Below are 20,146 nucleotides of genomic sequence, written 5' to 3'. Positions count from 1 at the left end.
TGGCGTTCACGCCCGCCTTCAGCGCCATACCCGCGATCGACACGCCCGGCTTCAGGCAGGCTTCAATCAGCCTCTGTTTGTCACGCTTGTCGAAAGTCCGCTTGCCTTCGACACCAACGTTGGTCGCACGCAAGGGCAAAAAATCTGCGCAGTTCTCGTCCATGAAGGGTGTGTCCATTAAAAAACCGTGGACACATCCTGCGCTGTTTTCAGATCAGGATCTATGTGAGGAGAAACTGCCGCTTACGAACGGCCTGCATTCCATGGCGGGCGAATTCCCATCATGGGCATTGAGACCGGCTGCATCCAGCATCCGCGCATGCAGCCGCACAGGAGACGAAGACGCAATGAACATCCGTACCGCAGACGTTCCGCCGGAAGGCATCACTACCGACGAGTTCCTCGGCCGCGTCGCCAGGGTTCGCAGCGCACTCGACAAGGCGGGCCTGGTCGGCCTGCTCGCCTTCGGGGATTGCTGGCGTGGCGCGAACATCGGCTACTTTACCGAGTTCCGTCCGCTCGACGGCGTATCGGACATCGCCAACGCGGTCCTGCTGCTGCCCGTGGACGGCGACCCCGTGCTGTTCGTGTCGGATCAATGCTTCGATTACGCGACGAGCGTGACCGCCTTCGAGGTGCGCAGCCTGCGTGAAGTTACGCAACAGGTGCAGGCATTTTCGGCGCGGCACCGCAGCGGCACGGTCGGCCTCGCCGGCGCCGCCTACATCCCCGCGGACCTGTTGCAGCGCCTGAACGCCGGTCTCGGCGAACTGAAGCTCGAACCGACGATGGTGCTGGCCGAAATCAAGGCGATCAAGAGCGACGCCGAGGTCGCGCTGATGCGCAAAGCCGCCGCCTTGACCGATTCGGCGATGGCCGCGATTCGCGACGCGCTCGCCGACGGCCGTCCCTACACCGAGCGTGAACTCGCCTTAATCGCTGACCGCGCGATGCTCGCGGGAGGAGCGGACCGGACCGCGTTCGATTCGATGGTGCAATCCGGTCCGCGCTCGGCATATAACCTGGCGCGCCCCACCGACCGCATCCTGCAACCGGGCGACCTGATCATGACCGACATCGGTGCGCGTTATCGTGGGTACGTGGCCGATGGCGGACGCGGTTTCACCTACGGTCCGGCGAATCCCGAGAAGATGGCAATCGTCGCGGCAGCGGCGCGCGCGGTCGAAGCGGGGCTTGCCGCCGCGCGTCCCGGGATGGCGGCCATGGAACTGAACGCGGTGATCCAGCAGGCGCTGGTGAAATCGAACTACGAGCAATACTCAAGCGAAGCGCGCGGCCATGGCACCGGTCACGGCACCGGCATGGACCCGGAAGAAGAAGCGCCGTGGATCGGGCCGGGCAACAAGACCGTGCTGCAGGAAAACATGGTCTTTACCCTGAAGGCGACGATCACGGTGCCGAACGTCGGCGGTTTGCGCACGGAACGTATCGTGCGGTTGACCTCGGGCGGCGTCGAAACGCTCGACCAGTTCCCGATGGAACTGCACTGGTGAGCAGAGCGAATTTATCGCAACGTGCCGGCGAACCCGCGCCGCCGACACGCAGCAGTTCAAAACATAGATTCCCAGAGAAGGGAGGAGACATGAACACATCGCCCGTTTCATCCGGCAACGCGCCGGTTATCAGCCGTTCGGCCGTCAACCGTGTGCTGGTCGCTTCGGTGGTCGGGACCGCCATCGAGTGGTACGACTTTTTTCTTTATGCCACCGCTTCGGCGCTGGTCTTCGCCAAGCTGTTTTTCCCCTCGTTCGATCCGATGGTCGGCACCATCGCGGCGTTCGGCAGTTTTGCGGTCGGCTATCTCGCCCGGCCTTTCGGCGCCGTGTTTTTCGGGCACTTTGGCGACCGAATCGGACGTAAGGCGACGCTCGTCGCAACGCTGACGATCATGGGCGTCGGCACCTTCGTGATCGGCTTGCTGCCGACTTACGCGTCGATCGGCGTCTGGGCGCCGATCCTGCTGGTGGCGATGCGCTTCCTGCAAGGGCTCGGCGTCGGCGGCGAATGGGGCGGCGCGGTGCTGATGGTGGTCGAAACGGCGCCGGCCAGGAAGCGAGGCTTCTTCGGCGCGTTCCCGCAATTGGGCGTGCCGCTTGGGCTGATGCTCTCGACGGCGGTGTTCAAAGCCGTGTCGAGTATGCCGTCAGACGCGTTCTATTCGTGGGGATGGCGCCTGCCGTTCCTGCTGAGCGTCGCGCTGATCGCGATTGGCTTGTTCATCCGCCTGCGCGTCATGGAGTCGCCGGTATTCGAACAGATCAAGGCGAGCAAGCAGGTCGTGAAGGCGCCGCTGATCGAATTGCTGCGCCGGCATCCGAAAGACCTCGTGCTGACGATCGGCACGCGCTTCGCGGTCGACATTACCTTCAACGTGATCAACGTGTTCGTGCTGGTCTACGGAACGACGCGGCTCGGCTTGTCGCGTGGACTACTGCTGAACGCCATCATTGTGGGCTGTGCGTTTGCGCTGATCACGCTGCCGCTGTTCGGCAAACTATCGGACATGATCGGACGCCGGAGCGTCTTCATGCTAGGCGCGGTGTTCGTGGCGATCTATGGATTCGCATTCTTTCCGTTGCTTGAGACACGCAATCCGACTTTGATTTTCGTCGCGTACGTCTGCGGTATCGCGTTGAGCCAGGCGTCGGTGTACGGCGTGCAATCGACGTGGTTTGCTGAACTGTTCGGTACGCGGGTGCGCTATACGGGTGCGTCACTGCCGTATCAGGTCGCCGGCATCATCACGTCAGGACCGACGCCATTGATCGCCACCTACCTGTTCGCGACGTATGGCCAGACGCTGCCCATTTCGATCTATATCGCGGCGACGGGGTTGCTGAGCCTGGTGTGCGCGTTTTTCCTCGCCGAGACTTTCAAGCGGAATCTGTCCGCGGAGCCGGAAGATGAAGCGGCCGCAGCGCTGGATACCCATGCGTGCGCGCACCCGCCGCATCCTTTGTCGCGCTGAGCGCAACTCGGTCAGGCCGTGACGGCGTGTATGATCTGGCCGCAGCTGATGATATAAGCAGTACTTCTCATCCCTGAACTCGCCACGTCTCGCTCCCCTTATCGCGACACAGCCTTCTTCGTGTCCGGGGACGACGCCGACGCCAAAAAGGCGGTAAGCGACCAAAGCGCACATAGGGGCACTCGACCGTCGGCTCAGGAACCGACACCTGCCATGTGATGGAAGGCGTACTAGTCAATGTGTGTCGGAGTCCTTTCTGCATGTCACGTAGATGCAATCTCACCTACCTCGCTATGGGAACTCAACGCAAGTGGGGCGCGCCGGAACGGTAGCAGGATGAAAGCACGGATGGAGCACTGCTAAACACTGCAACGGTCGGGGCTGTCGCCAATGATTCGGAGAACGTCCAATTGTTCGTCTTGACCGCGGATTGGACGGCAGCGTGCGTGCGCGCGAATCCATACCATACTGTTTGAACATGCGCGGGCCCGCCTTTTTCCTTCACTGATCTCGATGTGGACCGATTTGAAGAACGGGCTGGGACTACCGCCAAGAAGCCAAAGTACAAGTGGCTTGCTAAAGGGAGGGACCCTGTTACGCGGATCTCTTTGCGCGATTGTATGGAATTTGGCAACTGAAGGGCCTATAACTAGCTAGACGTAGTGAAGCTTGCGTCCAGCGCTACCCGCGCGCGGAGTGTGCGAGCCTGCGGTCGCACGACGGCTGAAATCACCGCCTCGCCATACACTGCGCGAGCCTCATGGCACCCGAAATCTTCGCGGCCTTCGAGCATTTATCGCTCCAACGACTCGCGGACAAAGGCGGCCTACCTGTCGAATCGAAAGCGTGGAAACGACGTTTGAGTCGATGGAGTACCTGATCATGAAGTCGCTATTTCTAGTGATTGGTGGAAGCGTACTGCTTTCCATGGGCAGCTTAGCCTACGGTCAGTCCGCTACCCCGGCATCGCCCTCTCAGCAACCCATGCCCGATCAACCCGCAGCCACCAACGCATCGGGACAATACCAGTCCGACGCTTCAAGGGGCGGAGCACCAATGGGAACATACGGAGCGGGTACGTCCCGTGGAGAACGGGATCCACGAACCGGTGCCCTCTGCATCACCGGCTTGTCCTGCGACATCTATAAGGGCAATTGACGCGCATATGGACCGAATGCGCCCCTGTGACGCAGTGCTAATGCGCAGGACCTCCGAAGTGCGCTTAGCGTAGGCGAAGGGGCGCACCGTTTATAGCGCCGGCGATGCGCAATCTTAAACAGTTACCAACTAACGATCTCATCAAGCCGCTTATCGAGCGCCGTCAACCCGTTCTTCTGTAGTTCGCGAACGCAGCGGCGAATTGCCTTCGCATGACGTTCGGCCGCATGCATCTGGAATGCCGAGTTTGTCAGCGACATCCGCCACGCTTAATTTTTCGCCGTAGTATTTCACGTCCGCAGTTGCGAGTTGGTCGAAAATTTTCTCCGCTTCGCCCAGTTTCGTGCCACCGAATAGATCCTTTAACTTGCCCCGTACATGTGTGTGGTACACCTCGCCGATCTTGCCGCAGTCGAACTTTAGTTTTTGGTACTCTCGGCCGGTCTTCAACGCTTTGTATTTTGCCGCCAGTTTCCTAAACTTTTTATCAGCCTTCGGATCGGTGAAATCGAAGTCCCTGAATTTTGTAATCCACCGAGCAAGGCTCTCATTGGCGTCGAGTATCCTTTTGCAGATTTCTTCGAAGCCGCGGGCGGCTTCCTTGAAATCTGGAATTGCTATGCCGAACAAGGGCTTGAGCAGCTTGATTACCTTTTCCACCGCACCCAAGCCGAGATCGGCTTCCTCAAATGCCGACTTTTCTTCTTTCGACATACACCCTCCTTTCCAAGGCCATGATTGCCGCGCTCGTCTGCCAGTTTACGGCTTGCGCGCGTCGCTAGCCGTGCCTCACCTTCCCTTCCGCGTACGCTTGTTTATAGGCAACAGCTTGCTGAACTGCTAGATGAATAACGCGGACAATCAACGCGTGTGACCGTAGAGTCTTCTGTGAAACGCGAGCCTCGTGCTTCAGGAATATCGGGAAACACTGCGGGTAGGGAACCTACCGCAGAAAGCAAAACCATCTTGCATCGCAAAAGGAAGCAGTATCCTCGCGCGTTGCAGGATTGCGCTGAAACCCCCGATGTCGGCTCTAAAGGCCTTTCACGAAGCCCCTTCGGGTGGGGATGAGGATGTCACCGAGGCTCGACCGTACGACGCTTGCGATAGGTGACCGCCACGGCAAGTGCCGCGGCGCGGAAGGCGCTTCTCCTTCAGACCCGGAAGCGGCGGTCGGGAGGGTGTCTGCCGATGCTCCGGATAGCGGTAGCGGCAAGGTAAGCACTTATCCTCTGCAGCGCATAAGTGCTTTTAGGCACAGTTCCCGGTTACGCCCAGCTCGCGGGCAACTGCGATTCACTAGGGTTGCTGCGCATTGATGGGCGCTGGCTGGGACTGGAAACGTCCTCGCATAATCAGAGCAAGCTTCTCCGATCGGCCATTTCGGCCGATCGGAGAAGCTCATGAACAATGCCCCGTACCTAAATCCGTCCGGCACCAGAACGCGAGGTAAAAGCAAGCCGGCGGTGCAGGCAGAAGTAACCGGTGAACTGAACCGTTGGGTTGGCGAGTTCGATCATCACCTGTCTCATGTCGTTGGCTTGGCGCACGCGACCCGTCGCGAGTATCTCTTCTTTGTACGGCGGTTTTTGGCGCAGTACTGCCTGGTGGCAGACCGTGAGCGGTGGGTCCCGCGCGCGGAATGGCTCACCGCCTTTATTCGCCAGGAGGCTGCGCGCCTTCACGGACACTCTCGCAAGAAGCCCGGGACTGCACTGCGAGCCTGGCTCCGGTATCTGGTGTTTTGCGGCATGGCCGGCCGTGAGCTCGAAGCCGCGATTCCCTCGATTCCTCAGTGGAAGTACGCATCTCTGCCGGTTCATCTCACTGCAGAGGAGACTGAGCGCGTTCTCGGAGCAGCGCTCGACGGCAGCGCCCATGAGTTGCGCAATCGGGCAATGTTGCTGGTCCTGGCACGAATGGGCGTTCGGGCCTGCGAGCTCAGGTATCTGATGCTCGACGATATCAACTGGATCGAGGGCTGCGTGCGCATTCGTCCGGGGAAGTCTCATCGCGAACGCCGACTTCCCTTGCCTCACGATGTGGGTGAGGCGCTTTGCGCTTACCTTCAACGCGGACGTCCCTCCAGTTCCTGCAGGGCGGTTTTCCTGAGCACCAAAGAGCCGTACGGCCCTATTCTCGATTCATCTGTCGTGTCGAGAACGGTCCGACGTGCAATGAGCCGTGCCGGCGTGGAGGGCATCCCAGCTGCAGCACATGCGTTGCGTCACACGGCGGCCACCCAGATGGTATGCAGAGGTGCAAGTTTCAAGGAAGTTGCCGACGTGCTGGGACATGTTTCGCTGGGGACGACGGCGATCTACGCGAAGCTCGACCTGGCGACGCTCGCACACGTGGCCTTGCCTTGGCCGGGAGTACGATCATGAACGGACATCCCGAGCTACGCGATCATCTTGACGCTTATCTTGCTGTTCGAGAAGCGCTCGGCTTCAACGATGCAGCCAGAAAGGCGGTGCTCAGAAGCTTCATTGAATATGCAATCGCCGCGGATAGGTGGCCAATCGATGCGCGGCTTGCAGTTGATTGGGCATGCGGGCCGTCGTCTGTCCGCAGCCCCGCTGGGCAGGCAAGCCGCCTTTCTACGGCCCGGCGTTTTTTGTACTACCTGCGCGCGAGCGTTCCGGAAACACAGGTTCCTGGAACCGGATTGCTTGCGCGACCGCGGCGGCATAGGCCCTACATCTTCACCAAGGAGGAACTCGTCCGTCTTCTGGATGCCGCCGCGGCAATGCGGCCTCGTCGCACATTGCGACCGCACGTGTACGTATCGATGATTGGCCTGCTGGCCAGCACTGGTATCCGGGCGGGCGAGGCCATTCGATTGACGGTCGACGACGTGCTACTTGACGACGATCCGCCGAGGATCTCGGTCCTCGAGACCAAGTTTCGCAAATCGAGAATAGTGCCTCTGCACCCGACGACCTCCGAGAAGTTAAGGGCCTACGCTCTGCTGCGCCAGAAACTCGGCTACGCAGGACTCTCGGATCTGTTCTTCATGTCCGAGATCGGAACGGCAATCAACTGCGGGTTCTTCGCGAACTGGTTCACGCGTACCGCTCAACGGCTCGACATGCTGCCGTCTTCGGGCAACCGGCCGCCAACGCTACACAGCCTGCGGCATACCTTTGCCGTCGAGCGCTTGACGGGCGCCTGTTCAGCAATGGATTCCGAATCTGTCCGTTTATCTCGGGCATGTCAGTCCCGCTGAAACGTACTGGTATCTGACCGCGACGCCGGCACTGCTGGCTACTGCGGCGTTGACATTTCGGCAGTATGCAAGTCTTGGAGAGAAGTCATGAAGACTACCACCATGATCGGCCCGTTGCTGCAAGGTTTCTTCGTCGAGCATCTGCTTGCCCATAAGCACGTCAGCCCAAGAACGGTATCGAGCTACCGGGATACGTTCCGTCTGCTGCTCCAGTTTGTCTGGGATAAAACGCGCATAGAACCCTCGTCACTGCGCCTGTCCGTACTTGATGCGCCCGTGATCCTGTTGTTTCTCGACTACCTTGAAGTTCAGAGGCACAATTCAGCGCGATCGCGCAACGCAAGGCTCGCAGCGATTCACAGCTTTTTCCAATGGGTAGCGCTGTGCGATCCGGAGTCCGTGGGGTTGGCCACCCGAGTACTCGCAATTCCGTCGAAGCGGACCGATCGGCGGCTCGTGGAGGCGCTCACCCGCGCCGAAATCGATGCACTGCTTGCAGCGCCTGACCGGTCCCTATGGCGCGGACGTCGCGACTACGCGCTGCTGCTGACGATGTACAACACCGGCGCACGCGTTTCCGAAATCACCACACTCCGACAGGAGCAGGTCCAGTTCGGCGGCAGCGCGCTGATCAACTTGATGGGCAAGGGCCGCAAGGAGAGAAGCATCCCGCTGTGGTCAAACACGGCCCGCGTATTGAAGACGTGGTTCCATGAACTGGAGAGCTCCCGCACGCCGATTGCGTTTCCCAGTCATCGCGGTCGGGAGTTGTCGCGCAACGGCGTCGATTACATCCTGCAGCAGGCAGTCGATCAAGCTGGCGCGCAATGCCCGACCCTGATCGATAAGCGAATTTCGCCGCATGTCGTTCGTCACTCGACAGCCATGCATCTGCTGCAGTCGGGCGTCGATATCAGCATCATTGCCCTCTGGCTCGGACACGAGAGCATCGAAACGACCCACGTCTACATCGATGCCGATCTGGCAACCAAGGAGCGGGCGCTCGAGAAACTGACACCGGCTGAATCCGCTTCGTTCCGTTTCAAGCCTTCCGATTGCGTGCTCGCTTTCCTCCAACAGCTCTGATTATCTACAGTGTTGTGGCCGACGACCCATGTCCCAGGGTCGTTGGCCAGCCAAGCTGGGCGTAACCGGGAACTGTGCCTAAAAGCGTTTATCCTCTGCAGCGCATAAGTGCTTACCTTGTTCGCCCCCCTCTGTGGCAGGAAAACGATGACGTTCATGAAGCGATCTGTTCTCTTCATCGCGCAAGCTTTCACGCCGAGCTTGCCAGCGTTACACAGCCATTACATTCTTTTTAGTGGTCGACACCCTTGCCGCCCTCAAACATAGCTAATCGTTCAATTTTTTCGGCGCTACCACCCGCCCGTCCCTGGCGCCCGCGTCGACAACGACGAGCGCTTGCACGGGAAAAGCTCACGAAAAGCCGGGCCGGTGGATCCGGAGCCGGAGAGGATGACGCTTTGGGATGGCCGGGGCGCTACCCGCCGGGAGTCTGGTCCTGTTGAGCGGGAAGCGGGTCCGTGCCTTCGCCAAGGATGGCGAGATAACGCCGATAGCCGAACACGCGTCCGCGCCGGCGCCCCGTTACTTCCTCCACCACACCGAGCCGTTCCAGGTCGGCAAGTGCAGCATTGACCGTCGGCGCACTGAGGCCGGTACGTTCAACCAGCAGGTTGGCAGTAAGGAATGGATTCTGTTGAAGCAGGTCATGGACGCGCAGGGCCGATCCGGCTCGCTCGCTCTCCGCAGTGATCCGCTCCCGGTCTTCCTTGAACAGGCCGACGATTCGTGTTGCAGCATCAAGCGCCTGGTTTGCTGTCTCCGCCACGCCGTCGAGGAAGAACTCGAGCCAGGGTTCCCAGGCACCGCGTTCACGCACCTCCTGCAGGAGCCGATAGTAGTCCCCCCGGTGCGTCTTGAGGTAGAGACTCAGGTAGAGGAGCGGCGAGTGCAAAACCCCATGCACCTTGAGGAACAGGGTGACGAGCAGCCGGCCAATGCGGCCGTTGCCGTCAAGAAACGGGTGGATCGTCTCGAACTGGACATGAAGAAGTCCGGCCTTGATCAGCGCCGGCAAGCGCGAGCGGTCCTCATGCATGAACTTTTCAAGTGCATCAAGACAGGGGTCGAGCTCGTTCACGGGCGGCGGCACATATTGGGCGTTGCCGGGTCGGGTCCCGCCGATCCAGTTCTGGGACCTGCGGAACTCGCCAGGGCTTTTAGTGCCGCCCCGCCCACTTTGAAGCAGGCGCGCATGCATCTCGCGGATTAACCGCAGGGAGAGCGGCAACTCCTGGAGCCGGTGCAGCCCATACATCATCGCGTCAACGTAGTTCGACACCTCCCGGACGTCGTCGATGGGTTGGCCGGCCTGTGCCTCGGTTTCGAAACGAAGCAAATCGGTCAAGGTGGACTGGGTGCCCTCGATCTGGGACGAAAGCACGGCCTCCTTGCGCACATACATGTAGAGGAAAAGCTCCTGCCGCGGGAGAAGCATCGTAATGCCGTCCAGCCGCCCGACCGCCCGCTCGGCAAGGCTGAGCCGGTCAAGCAGACTCAAGACGTCAATAGGAGGTTCGGGCGGTAGGGGCGGCGGCACGAATGCGCTCGCAATCTCACCGCCTACGGCGGTTTCGACGAATCGGCCCAGCCGGGGATTTGTTGTACTCTCGTCAGCCATGGATGAATTATGACAATGGGTCATTAATTAAGCATTACGCCTTTGGCTTAATTAGCGCTGAAGCTTATTTAAGCGGCCTTAAACAACGATCTTCCCCCAACCCGTCGCCCTCGCCCGCGCAGGCGGTCGTCCGCTGCCGTGCCCATTCCCGTCATACCCTGGTTACCGCCACCTGTGGTCCGGCAATTTTTCGCCGGTCTGTCACGGCGACGAGGCCGGGCTGCGGCCCGGTCAGTGAAGCCCGATCTCTTTTGCGGGACAGCGGGCGGGTTGTTCACGGTGGAACCGCCCGGTTCGCCTTTCTTTCCCTTCGCTCGCTGCGCCGCCCTTCCGCACGCTTCACGGCCTCTTCGAGAGATTGCACGTGTTCTGGCGTAGTGCGACCAAAACGCTTGTGGTAGCAATGTGCAATAAATTCCGCGAGGGGACGCTTCCACAGTTCCTGCTGCCCGTTAGCCAGCGTCCCGAATCGTCGGGGATTCAATCCCAGTTCGCGGACCATCTGGATATGAGCGTGGCTCAACCTGAAACGCTGCCGCGCTTCAAACCACGGCTGAAGCTTCGATGGTATCCGCATCAGTGTTCGCCTTTGTGCCAATGCGCCGCGGTCAATCGCTCCACCGCCGCGTAGTAAGACGCCTGCGAAGCTTCAGGGTTTTCGTTCCGGTCCGTCTTCAAAATATCGAACAGATGCTCTGCGACGACTGAGCTGATGGCGTGGATAGCATCGTGTCTCGACAGTCCCTGGTTCCTGAGTCGATGCATCGCCCGGACCACGGGCTCAAGGTTCAGGGCAATCTGGTTTTCGACGATCACGTGGAACGCAGCGTGTGCCGTGACGTTGGGAAGTTTGATCCGGGCGACGCGGTGATACGTTTCGACGAGAGAAATTCGCTCCTGTTCATCGAGTTCGAGCCATGATCCAGGTGCGGGCGCGCAATCGGGCGTGTACTTTTCCATGACGCAGGTTTTGTCCTGACTTTCCTTCTGCCTGTCGTAAAACTCCCGTCTGTCGCTGAGTTGTGCTTCAGTTGATGTCACCACGTCCCGGCGGATTCCTTCGAGGCGGTGCTCAAGACCGTTCATGCGCGCTATGTGCTGGGTCTGACCGCGACGCCGGTGCGGCGCGACAGCCAGCAGCCCGTCATGTTCATACTGTGCGGGCCGATCCGGCACACGTCTCGCCTGCGAGCCGGCGCCCCCAATTGCTGGAAGCGCTCCCGCAAAGGCTCACCGCAGCGGTGGACGTCGCGGCTGAAGCGCCGAACCAGACAGTGTTCGCGCATCTCGCGCAGGTCGCGGCACGCATGCAGATGATCGCCGCAACCATCATTGCGCAGTACGGGCAGGGGCGCAAGGTACTGGTGCTCACCGAGCGCACAGACCATCTCGAACGCTTGCAGCAGGCTCTGGCGGACCGGTACAGCCGCAGTTCGTGCTGCATGGGCGCCTCGCGAAAAAGGCGCGTGCGGCACAGCTCGCGGCCTTTGACGCGCTGGCCGCTGGCACGCCGCGGGTCGTGCTGGCGACCGGCAGGCAGGCGAGGGTTTCGGCCACCCGGCACTGGAGACGCTGGTACTCGCCATGCCGGTGGCCCGGAAGGACACGCTGCAGCAGTACGCCGGCGCTTGCACTGCGAGCACGCGGGCAAAACCGGTGTGCGCGTGCTCGATTATGTCGACGGCGGCCATCCGTGAATTTTCGCGACCGTGTCGTATTGTCGTATCTCATTCCATTTGCTCAAATGTGGTAGAAGTCAGGCACGACCTCACTCGCGGCGAGTCTCCCACCACTTGTGGTTCGCAAAGGACATCTAATGGCTTTTAGTTCGCACATGGCTTTCGCCAGGAACAGGGCGGGTCAGTTGGTCGCGGCGAACGACCTGCCGTCCGTTGGCCCGGCGATCTTCTATTGCGCCGGCTGCGGTGGCGAGGTCACCCTGTGTCGTCAAGACGCTTCTCAAGCGGACTTCCGGCACGTGCGTCCTGCTGCCTGCGAGCTTGGTGCGCAGCGCGCACTGCACGCCGCAGCGGTGCAACTGCTTACCGAGAGCCGGTTCGTCGTCGCTCCTGCGCTGACACAGAAAGGTACTGGACATGGCAAGCGCCACATGATTGAAGAATGGGGTCTGGCGTCAGTCCGCACCACAGTGGATGGAATCCCGGTCGACTTCTTTGCCGAGACGCTGGCGGGACCGCTGATCATCCAGATCGCCATCAAGTCGCTGTACAACGCATCGACGCGATCGACCATCCGGACTCTTGGCTACGCTGCGCTTGAAATCTCGATCCCGAAACCAGGCGAAGTGCTAGGTATTGGCCATCTCCGGGAAGTCGTACTGCATGGGCTAACGAACAAGGTTTGGCTGTGGCACCCGGCGATCGGCAATCGCGAACATCATGCGCAGCGGAAGCGGCGGCCGGCCGAAGTGGCGCTGCTCTTTGGCGAGGGCGAAAAGCCTGCAGCGAAGCTGTCGGTGCCTGTGGCCGTCACGCCATGGGTGCAAGCCGGCGGGCTAGCGGCCGATGCAGCCTATCGGCAACTGCCTGTCGCGGAGAAGATCCGCGCCCTCGAGCAACAGCTTGGCGAGCCATGCGAGCGCTGGCCGGATGCCGTCGATATTGACGTGACCGGAAAAGGCTCGTTTTGTGTCGACCCGCGAGTCTGGAAAGCGGACATCTTTGGCAAGTTCGTGCGTCCCGCCGCTGAAGGCGCGAGTACCAGGGACCTCACGATGCTGACGGTGCTTGGCTGGCTCGACATGCGCTACAGAATCGTTCCGGCGTTCGAAGATGCTGAAAAGGTGGCGGTCCATCAATATCTCCGGGCGCTCACCGCGCAGGGCTATCTGGCGGAACTGCCTGACCAGCAATTCCGCGTGGTGCCGGAGCCGCGTCCCAACGGGCTCTCGACGTTGCGGTGGAACCCAGATGCGAGGTTGAGTGTCAGCGGCCTGCGCGTCTGCTCGGAGCGTGTGCGGCTGGAGATTCCAGTCAACCAGGTCCAGCGACTTCTGGAATATTTTGAGGATGGCCATCCTGCAGTATCGGTGGCGACCTTCGTACAGGACCTGATGCTCCGGCTTCATGCGCCCGAGCGCACCGTTGTGGCGCTGCTGCGCGAGGCCGATCTGGTCGTCGGATAACCGAATACTGATCAACACAGTTTGAAGCGGCGCGCGAGCGTGTGCGCCGGTTGGGTGCGGTCGCAAACAGAAACGACGCCGTAAAACGGATAGCGTCACCAGGCAGGAAGAGACAGGCGGCGGAAACGATGGAGATGATCGAACGCGCGTTGGCCGGAAAAGAGCGACTGCGGAAGGCGTGGTGGTTGGCCTGAGGTTCGCTGACGGGCACCCTCTCCCACCCGTTTAGCAGTCAGGCAATCAAGTCAATTGCGGGCCGATTTGAAGCCCACATCGACGCCAAACATCCGGCTATTTAATTAGGATGTCAAAATTTGTGCGATCATTATCTTTATGTTAAATCTACGAGACGCTCGCGGACTGTCTGCCGTTCGCTAGCCGGAACGGTTTCGTAGCGAAACCGATGGCGATTCGCCAAACACCCGCTTGTACTCCATTGCGAACCGGCCCAGGTGGGCGAACCCCCATTTGAACGCGACGTCTGTAACGGACATCGGTTCAGCCGCCGCGCCGCGCAGTTCATCGCGCACACGCTCAAGACGCAGCTGACGCACCCAAGCCATCGGGCTTACGCCGTGGCAATTGCGGAAGCCGGAAAACAGCGTGCTTGCACTTACGCCTGCGAACTCGGCGAGCCGCTCAATGGTCAGGGGTTCATGCAGATGTGCGCGGACGTATTCCTCGACCCGCTTCACGTAGAACGGCGCAAGTGGTCCACGCGAGGGCCGCGCGCCACTGCGCGCCGTGTTGGGCTGCCCATAGACGAGCGCGTTGAGCAAGGTCGACTCGAACTGCTCGTAGGCGAGTGGATGACGCAGCGGGTGCGCCGGATCGCTCAATGCGTTCCCCAGCACCGAAAGCAGTGGCAACAGGCACATGCCCGATGGTGAAGCTAGATCGAATGCAGGCTCGAACTCCACCGCTCCGCGCTCTTCAGTGCCGAAATGGCGCGCGCAGTGGCGCTCGATCGCTTCGCGCTCGATGCGCAGGACAACCTGCGGACAACGAATCCAGCGCATCCGCAAGGGCAGCGTCGGCGACACGAGCGACGCAACGGCCGGCGAAGAATCGAATCGGCGATCCCCACATTCGATTTCAGCACCGCCGCTCACGGGGATCTGCAACAGGAAGAAGCTGTCGAGACGTTCGGGATCGATCGTCACGTCGCCGTCATAGTGGAGCAGATTGAGCGACAGGCTACCGTGCCGGGCGTGGTACATGCGGCTCGGCAACTGGTGTGAAGCGCCCGGCAGCGCGAGCTTGTGAGGCTTGAACACTGAGCCGACGCACTCGCGCACCTCGTTCAGGTCGCCCGATTCGAGTAACAGGGTGTCGCTGTTGAAGCAGGCCGCGCCGACCAGCATATTCGCAGCGGGAAGATGCTCCATAGAAGCGCTCCAAGAACGTTTGCGCGCACCTGATCCGTGCGCGATTTTCCCGACTCCACGAACCGTCTGAAGGAAGCGGATAGTCGCGTGGGAGATCCGGATAGTTTCCTCGCTCCAGAAGCCTCCAGCAAGCCGCGCGACGCTAGAGGCGCAGGAACTGGCCCTCTGCCGGCCGCTGCGTACTGTAGGCCTGCCCTGCTGCGGCAGCCATCCTCAATTACCCTCGCCCGCTTGGGCAGGGGTTTTCCCTCGTTTCGCACGTTTTTGGATTCCGCGGATACCCATCGGATGAAACGGATAGAGCCCATTGTTTTGTCGCAGAACACTGGGGGCATTCGAGACACAACCCTGATGGAGAGCCCGCAATGAAAGGAAGATACGTCGATATTCCCGCACCGGAAGGCGGCGCGTTCCGGGCCTACCTGGCAACTCCTGCCAGTGGCACGGGGCCGGGAATTGTGCTGTGCCAGGAGATCTTCGGCGTCAACGCGACCATGCGCGACGTGGCCGACTACTACGCCGAGGAAGGCTACACCGTGCTGGTGCCCGACCTGTTCTGGCGCGTCGAACCGGGCATCGAACTCGGTTATACGGAGGCCGGCTTTGCGCGTGCGTTCGAACTCTATCAGCAATACGACGAAAACCAGGGTGTCGAAGATATCGGCGCGACGCTCGCCGTACTCCGGACATTGCCCGAATGCCGCGGCGAGGCCGGTGTGCTCGGATTCTGCCTGGGCGGCAAACTGGCCTGGCTCGCGGCCTGCCGTCTTCCCGTGGCTTGCGCGGTCAGCTACTACGGCGTGGGTATTGAAAAGGCGCTGGACGAAGCGTCGAACATAAAGGGGCGCGTCGTCCTGAATATCGCGGCGCTCGATCGCTTCTGCCCGGCCGACGCGCAGCAGCAGATCACGGCCGCGCTGGGCCACAACGAAAATGTCGAAGTGTATGTCTATCCGGGCGTCGATCACGCGTTCGCCCGTAAGGGGGGCGACCACTTTGACAAGCCCTCGGCCATGATGGCGCACGAGCGCGCGGTAGCCGCGTTTCGCAAGACGATAGGGCCGCAATACGATCTTTCTGCACTGTGGGAGGCACACCTCGCCCACGAGTTCGCGACGCGCGACGTGGATGCCACGATGGCGACGATGGTGGCCGAGCCCTACGTCAACCATATTCCGACGCTCACGGGCGGCGTAGGCTACACCGAGTTGAAGCGCTTCTATCGCCACCACTTCGTGCACGCCAATCCGCCCGATACGACGATCATCCCGGTTTCGCGCACCATCGGGGCAACGCAGATCGTCGACGAAACGCTGTTCTGCTTCACGCATACCACCGAGATCGACTGGATGCTGCCCGGCATTGCGCCGACGGGCAAGCGCGTCGAGATTCCGCTGCTTGCCGTGGTGAAATTCCGCGGCGACAAGCTCTACCACGAGCACATCTACTGGGACCAGGCCAGCGTGCTGGTGCAGATCGGCCTGCTCGACCCGACGGGACTGCCCACAACAGGCGCTGATACCGCCCGCAAACTGCTCGACGAAACGCTCCCATCGAACACGCTGATGAAGCGCTGGCAGGACAGCGGTCCCGCCAACGACGCGAACTGACCGAATCATCCTCTCAAGATCATGGAGCAAGCCATCATGACCTCACTCGCAGGCAAAACCGCCATCGTGACGGGTGGCGCCACGCTGATCGGCGCGGCTGTCGCCCGGGATCTCGCTGCCGCCGGCGCCAGCGTGGTCGTGCTCGATATCGACGTTCAGCACGGCAGACGCGTAGCCGAGACGCTCGGCGCCAACGGTCTCTTCATCGAAACCGACATCACCAGCGATAGCGCGCTGGAGCAAGCGGTTGCGAGATCCGCGCGGCAGTTCGGCGGCATAGACATCCTCGTCAATCTGGCCTGCAGCTATGTGGACAACGGCATCCAGGCAGGCCGAAACGACTGGCTCGCCGCGATGAACGTAAACGTGATCTCGGCGGTCATGCTGGTCAAGGCCGTGCATCCGTATATGGTCGAGCGCGGCGGCGGATCGATCGTCAACTTCAGCTCGATCTCGGCCGAGTGCGCTCAAACGGGGCGTTGGCTCTACCCGACCTCGAAAGCCGCGCTCAAGGCACTCACGCGCAACATGGCGATGGACCTGTCCCAGGACCGGATCCGCGTGAATTCGGTTTCGCCCGGCTGGACCTGGTCGCGCGTGATGGACGAACTCACGCATGGCGATCGCGCAAAGACCGACCGCGTGGCCGCGCCCTTTCATCTGCTTGGACGCGTCGGTAACCCGGAGGAAATCGCGCATGTCGTCACCTTCCTGTGCAGCGATGCAGCCAGCTTCGTGACCGGGGCCGACTACGCCGTCGATGGCGGATATTCGGCGATGGGCCCCGAACAGGCCGTGCCGGCCATTCCGAGACTGGCTGAGTAACACCCGTCACTTCGCAAACATTCTTCCCTGCTCTTTCGACTTCGAGGTATTCGCTATGAGAAAAATTGCCATTGTCGGCGCCGGCCAGTCTGGTCTGCAACTGGCGCTCGCCCTGCTCGACCGCGGCTATGAAGTCACGCTCGCGACCAATCGCGATGCACAGCAAATCCGCACCGGCAAGGTCATGTCGAGTCAGTGCATGTTCAACGCCTCTCTGCAGATCGAGCGCGATCTCGGCCTGAACTGGTGGGACGCGTCCTGCCCTCCCGTGGAGGGGATTGGCTTCGCGGTCCCGCATCCGGACCTGCCGGGCCGCAAGCTCATCGACTGGTCCGCGCGCCTGACTCAACCGGCACAATCCGTCGATCAGCGCGTCAAGATGTCGGCCTGGCTCGAAGCCGTCGTCCAACGTGGTGCCGACGTGCGGATCTGCGAGGTCGGCGTGCCAGAAATGGAAGAGCTCGCAAGGAGCCATGACCTCGTGCTGCTGGCAGCCGGCAAGGGGGAGATCGTAAATTTGCTAGGCCGCAACGCCGAACGCAGCCCTTTCGACAAGCCGCAGCGCGCGCTCGCGCTGACCTACGTGAAGGGCATGACGCCGTCGACGCCCTACTCGCGCGTACGCTTCAATCTGATTCCGGGCGTGGGCGAATACTTTGCCTTCCCCGCTCTGACCACGAATGGTCTGTGCGAAATCATGGTGTTCGAAGGCATTCCCGGCGGTCAGCTAGATTGCTGGGCAGGCGTCAAGACAGCCGAGCAGCATCTCGAGACCAGTCTGGCCTTTCTCCGCCAATATCTGCCGTGGGAAGCCGAGCGCTGCGCAAACGTAGAACTGACCGACCCCAACGGCGTGTTGAGCGGCCGTTTCGCGCCGACTGTGCGCAATCCCTACTTCAGGCTGCCTTCCGGCAAGACCGTGTTCGGCATGGCCGACGCGATCGTCGTGAACGATCCGATTACAGGCCAGGGTTCGAACAATGCTGCCAAGTGCACGAAGGTCTATCTCGATGCCATTCTCGAGCGCAACAGGGCTGCCTTCAGCGAGGACTGGATGCAGCAGACTTTCGACCGTTACTGGCCGTACGCGAAAGAGGTCGTCAGGTGGACGAACTCGCTGCTCACGCCACCGCCGCCGCACATTCTCGAGTTGCTCGGCGCGGCCGGTCAGTTTCCCTCGCTGGCCTCGACGATTGCCAACGGCTTCGACGACCCGCGCACGTTCTCGCCGTGGTGGTTTGATCCGACCGCCTGCATGGCGCTGATCGACGAACACGCTGCGCGGGCCGCGTAGTGAACACGAAAAGGAGAAACCTTATGTGCAGCACGCTCGAACCCACCGCCGCGAAATCCGATGACCAGCTCAATACGATGCGGCAATTGCGCAACGCCTTCGGGCAATATCCGACTGGTGTTACTGTCATCACAGCCGCCGCACGGGATGGCCGCAAGATCGGTCTGACCGCAAACTCGTTCGCGTCACTGTCGCTCGATCCACCACTCGTGATCTGGAGTATCGGCAAGACTTCACCCAGTTGCGCGGATTTCGTCCATGCCGGCTACTTCGCGATCAACGTGCTGGCCGAAGACCAGACCGACCTGTCGCGCCGCTTTTCGAAACCGTCGCCCGACAAGTACATCGGTCTCGCCTGCCGTGAAAGCCTTGGTGGCACCATGGTGCTCGACGGCTGCAGCGCACATTTCGTGTGTCGCAATCTGACGCAGCACGAAGGCGGCGATCACCTGATCTTTATCGGGCAGATCGAGCATTTCGAAGCAGATGGCCACGCGCCGCTGGTCTTCCATTCCGGGCAATACGGCGCGGTAACCAATAATCCGTAATTAATTTAATAATATTATTTAGCATTACGTATTTAAAAGGTTTGCCGCCATGAAGCACTCCACTTCCCGCATGCTGCTCTTCTTCGCTCTTTCTGGACTCCTGAGCACAGGATCGGCAATAGCGGGCGACCTGCCCAACGTCAACCTCGGCTTCACGAGCTTCCTCGATGGTGCACCGCCGGCGGGGTCCGGCTGGTATGCAACGCAGTACCTCGAGTACTACACGGCAGACCGTATCAACGACAACGCCGGAAACAAGGTCGCCTTGCCGAAGCAGAACGTCGATATCTTCGCGGGCCTGACGCAACTCGTTTATCAGTCGCCCTTCACGATTGCCGGCGCGCATCCGGGCGTCGACGTGATCCTGCCGTGGGTGGCATCGGCCCACACCGACGACGGCATGGGCGACGTGGCGCTTAATGCACGCACGGGGTTCGGCGATCTGCTTGTGGGGCCCTTCATCCAGTTCGATCCGGTAATGGGCCCGGACGGACCGCGCTTTGCGCACCGCTTCGAACTCCAGATCATTGCGCCAACGGGTGCCTATGACCCGGGCAAAGCGATCAACCCCGGCAGCGGCTTCTGGTCAATCGATCCATACTGGGCCGCGACAGTCTGGATCAATCCGAAGTGGACGGTTTCCTGGCGGCTGCACTATCTCTGGAACGCCACGAACAATCGGCCGAATCAGGGCTTGGGGGACGGCGCGACTTCATCGCAGGCCGGACAGGCGCTGCACGCCAACATCGCCACGGAATACGAGGTGATGCCAGGCTTGCGAATCGGCCTCAACGGTTACTGGCTGCGCCAGATCACCGACATGAAGGTGAATGGCCAGAATGTGCCGGGGCAGCGTGAAGCGGTGTGGGCGATCGGCCCGGGGGCAATGTACAGCTTCTCCCAGCACGACCACCTGATGTTCAATGCCTATTTCGAGGCGGATGCGCGCAACCGGCCCGAGGGAACGCGCCTGGTGCTGCGCTACGTTCATCATTTCCAGTGACACGCTGATCGAGCGTTCGCGCCATGCACGCCGGCTAGACTCGAGTCCGCCGGTATGGCGCACGAGAATGCTTGTAGAGACATTCGTTAGTCCCCACACGGTGAATCCCTTCCCTGCTGCTCAGTGCCGTGCTGCATTGACAGTTCACAGAATCCTGCCCGCATGTCCTGAAACTGCCTGCACGCCACGGGGCAAAGCTTGCCTCGTCAAGCGGCGCACGTCGCCTTGATGCCCGAGCGCGAGCACTCCGTCC

Annotated in this window: 16 protein-coding genes; 12 read left to right on the top strand and 4 right to left on the bottom strand. The window is 60.9% G+C overall.

Annotated features, from left to right (window positions below; translation table 11 throughout):
- Positions 1–347 precede the first annotated feature (347 nt).
- Positions 348–1,514 carry a Xaa-Pro peptidase family protein gene (locus tag M3I54_RS36230; RefSeq protein WP_254344466.1) on the top strand — a complete coding sequence of 389 codons (1,167 nt, stop codon included), beginning with the start codon at positions 348–350 and terminating at the stop codon, positions 1,512–1,514.
- An 89-nt stretch (positions 1,515–1,603) separates the two neighbouring features.
- A complete protein-coding gene (locus tag M3I54_RS36225) occupies positions 1,604–2,989 on the top strand; it encodes an MFS transporter (protein WP_254344465.1) in 1,386 nt (461 codons plus the stop codon).
- Positions 2,990–4,297: 1,308 nt separating this feature from the next.
- On the opposite strand, the gene M3I54_RS36220 is transcribed toward M3I54_RS36225, so the two are convergent.
- Complete coding sequence (locus M3I54_RS36220) at positions 4,298–4,861, bottom strand: hypothetical protein (protein ID WP_254344463.1); 564 nt, start codon at positions 4,859–4,861, stop codon at positions 4,298–4,300.
- A gap of 689 nt (positions 4,862–5,550) precedes the next feature.
- Between M3I54_RS36220 and M3I54_RS36215 the strand changes: the two genes are divergently transcribed.
- The 3 genes from M3I54_RS36215 (at position 5,551) to M3I54_RS36205 (ending at position 8,462) form a co-directional block, all read left to right on the top strand.
- Positions 5,551–6,534, top strand: coding sequence for a site-specific integrase (locus tag M3I54_RS36215; RefSeq protein WP_254344461.1), 984 nt, complete (start codon positions 5,551–5,553; stop codon positions 6,532–6,534).
- Entirely contained in the window at positions 6,531–7,376 is an 846-nt protein-coding gene (locus M3I54_RS36210) for a tyrosine-type recombinase/integrase (protein ID WP_254344452.1), read from the top strand. The genes M3I54_RS36215 and M3I54_RS36210 overlap by 4 nt, the downstream gene beginning before the upstream one ends.
- Positions 7,377–7,463: 87 nt before the next feature.
- Positions 7,464–8,462: a tyrosine-type recombinase/integrase gene (locus tag M3I54_RS36205; RefSeq protein ID WP_254344448.1), complete on the top strand. Its 999-nt coding sequence runs from the start codon at positions 7,464–7,466 to the stop codon at positions 8,460–8,462.
- Between the two features lie 415 nt (positions 8,463–8,877).
- Here the strand turns inward: M3I54_RS36205 and M3I54_RS36200 are convergent, their stop codons facing one another.
- Positions 8,878–10,080, bottom strand: a complete 1,203-nt coding sequence (locus M3I54_RS36200) for a Fic family protein (protein WP_254344445.1) — start codon at positions 10,078–10,080, stop codon at positions 8,878–8,880.
- A gap of 576 nt (positions 10,081–10,656) precedes the next feature.
- Positions 10,657–11,166, bottom strand: a complete 510-nt coding sequence (locus tag M3I54_RS36195) for a hypothetical protein (protein ID WP_254344444.1) — start codon at positions 11,164–11,166, stop codon at positions 10,657–10,659.
- 119 nt (positions 11,167–11,285) lie between these two features.
- Here M3I54_RS36195 and M3I54_RS36190 point away from each other — a divergent pair, with 119 nt between their 5' ends.
- Positions 11,286–11,777 (top strand): hypothetical protein, encoded by a 492-nt coding sequence (locus M3I54_RS36190; RefSeq protein ID WP_254344443.1) that lies wholly within the window; start codon positions 11,286–11,288, stop codon positions 11,775–11,777.
- Positions 11,778–11,896: 119 nt separating this feature from the next.
- Positions 11,897–13,225, top strand: a complete 1,329-nt coding sequence (locus M3I54_RS36185; protein WP_254344441.1) for a hypothetical protein — start codon at positions 11,897–11,899, stop codon at positions 13,223–13,225.
- Between the two features lie 374 nt (positions 13,226–13,599).
- Here the strand turns inward: M3I54_RS36185 and M3I54_RS36180 are convergent, their stop codons facing one another.
- A complete protein-coding gene (locus M3I54_RS36180; protein ID WP_375542276.1) occupies positions 13,600–14,613 on the bottom strand; it encodes an AraC family transcriptional regulator in 1,014 nt (337 codons plus the stop codon).
- Positions 14,614–14,978: 365 nt separating this feature from the next.
- Between M3I54_RS36180 and M3I54_RS36175 the strand changes: the two genes are divergently transcribed.
- The 5 genes from M3I54_RS36175 (at position 14,979) to M3I54_RS36155 (ending at position 19,893) form a co-directional block, all read left to right on the top strand.
- Positions 14,979–16,223: a dienelactone hydrolase family protein gene (locus M3I54_RS36175; RefSeq protein WP_254344437.1), complete on the top strand. Its 1,245-nt coding sequence runs from the start codon at positions 14,979–14,981 to the stop codon at positions 16,221–16,223.
- 36 nt (positions 16,224–16,259) lie between these two features.
- On the top strand, positions 16,260–17,048 hold the full coding sequence (locus M3I54_RS36170; protein WP_254344435.1) for an SDR family oxidoreductase: 789 nt from the start codon (positions 16,260–16,262) through the stop codon (positions 17,046–17,048).
- A gap of 55 nt (positions 17,049–17,103) precedes the next feature.
- Positions 17,104–18,342 carry a styrene monooxygenase/indole monooxygenase family protein gene (locus tag M3I54_RS36165; protein ID WP_254344434.1) on the top strand — a complete coding sequence of 413 codons (1,239 nt, stop codon included), beginning with the start codon at positions 17,104–17,106 and terminating at the stop codon, positions 18,340–18,342.
- 77 nt (positions 18,343–18,419) lie between these two features.
- Entirely contained in the window at positions 18,420–18,890 is a 471-nt protein-coding gene (locus M3I54_RS36160; protein WP_375542275.1) for a flavin reductase family protein, read from the top strand.
- 49 nt (positions 18,891–18,939) lie between these two features.
- Positions 18,940–19,893 carry a transporter gene (locus tag M3I54_RS36155; protein WP_254344432.1) on the top strand — a complete coding sequence of 318 codons (954 nt, stop codon included), beginning with the start codon at positions 18,940–18,942 and terminating at the stop codon, positions 19,891–19,893.
- The last annotated feature ends 253 nt before the right edge of the window (positions 19,894–20,146 follow it).

Origin of the sequence: Paraburkholderia sp. CNPSo 3274 (assembly GCF_024206475.1) — a bacterium.
GTDB lineage: Bacteria > Pseudomonadota > Gammaproteobacteria > Burkholderiales > Burkholderiaceae > Paraburkholderia.
The sequence above is the reverse complement of the archived record's forward strand: the minus strand, read 5'-3'. Positions and strand labels throughout refer to the sequence as shown.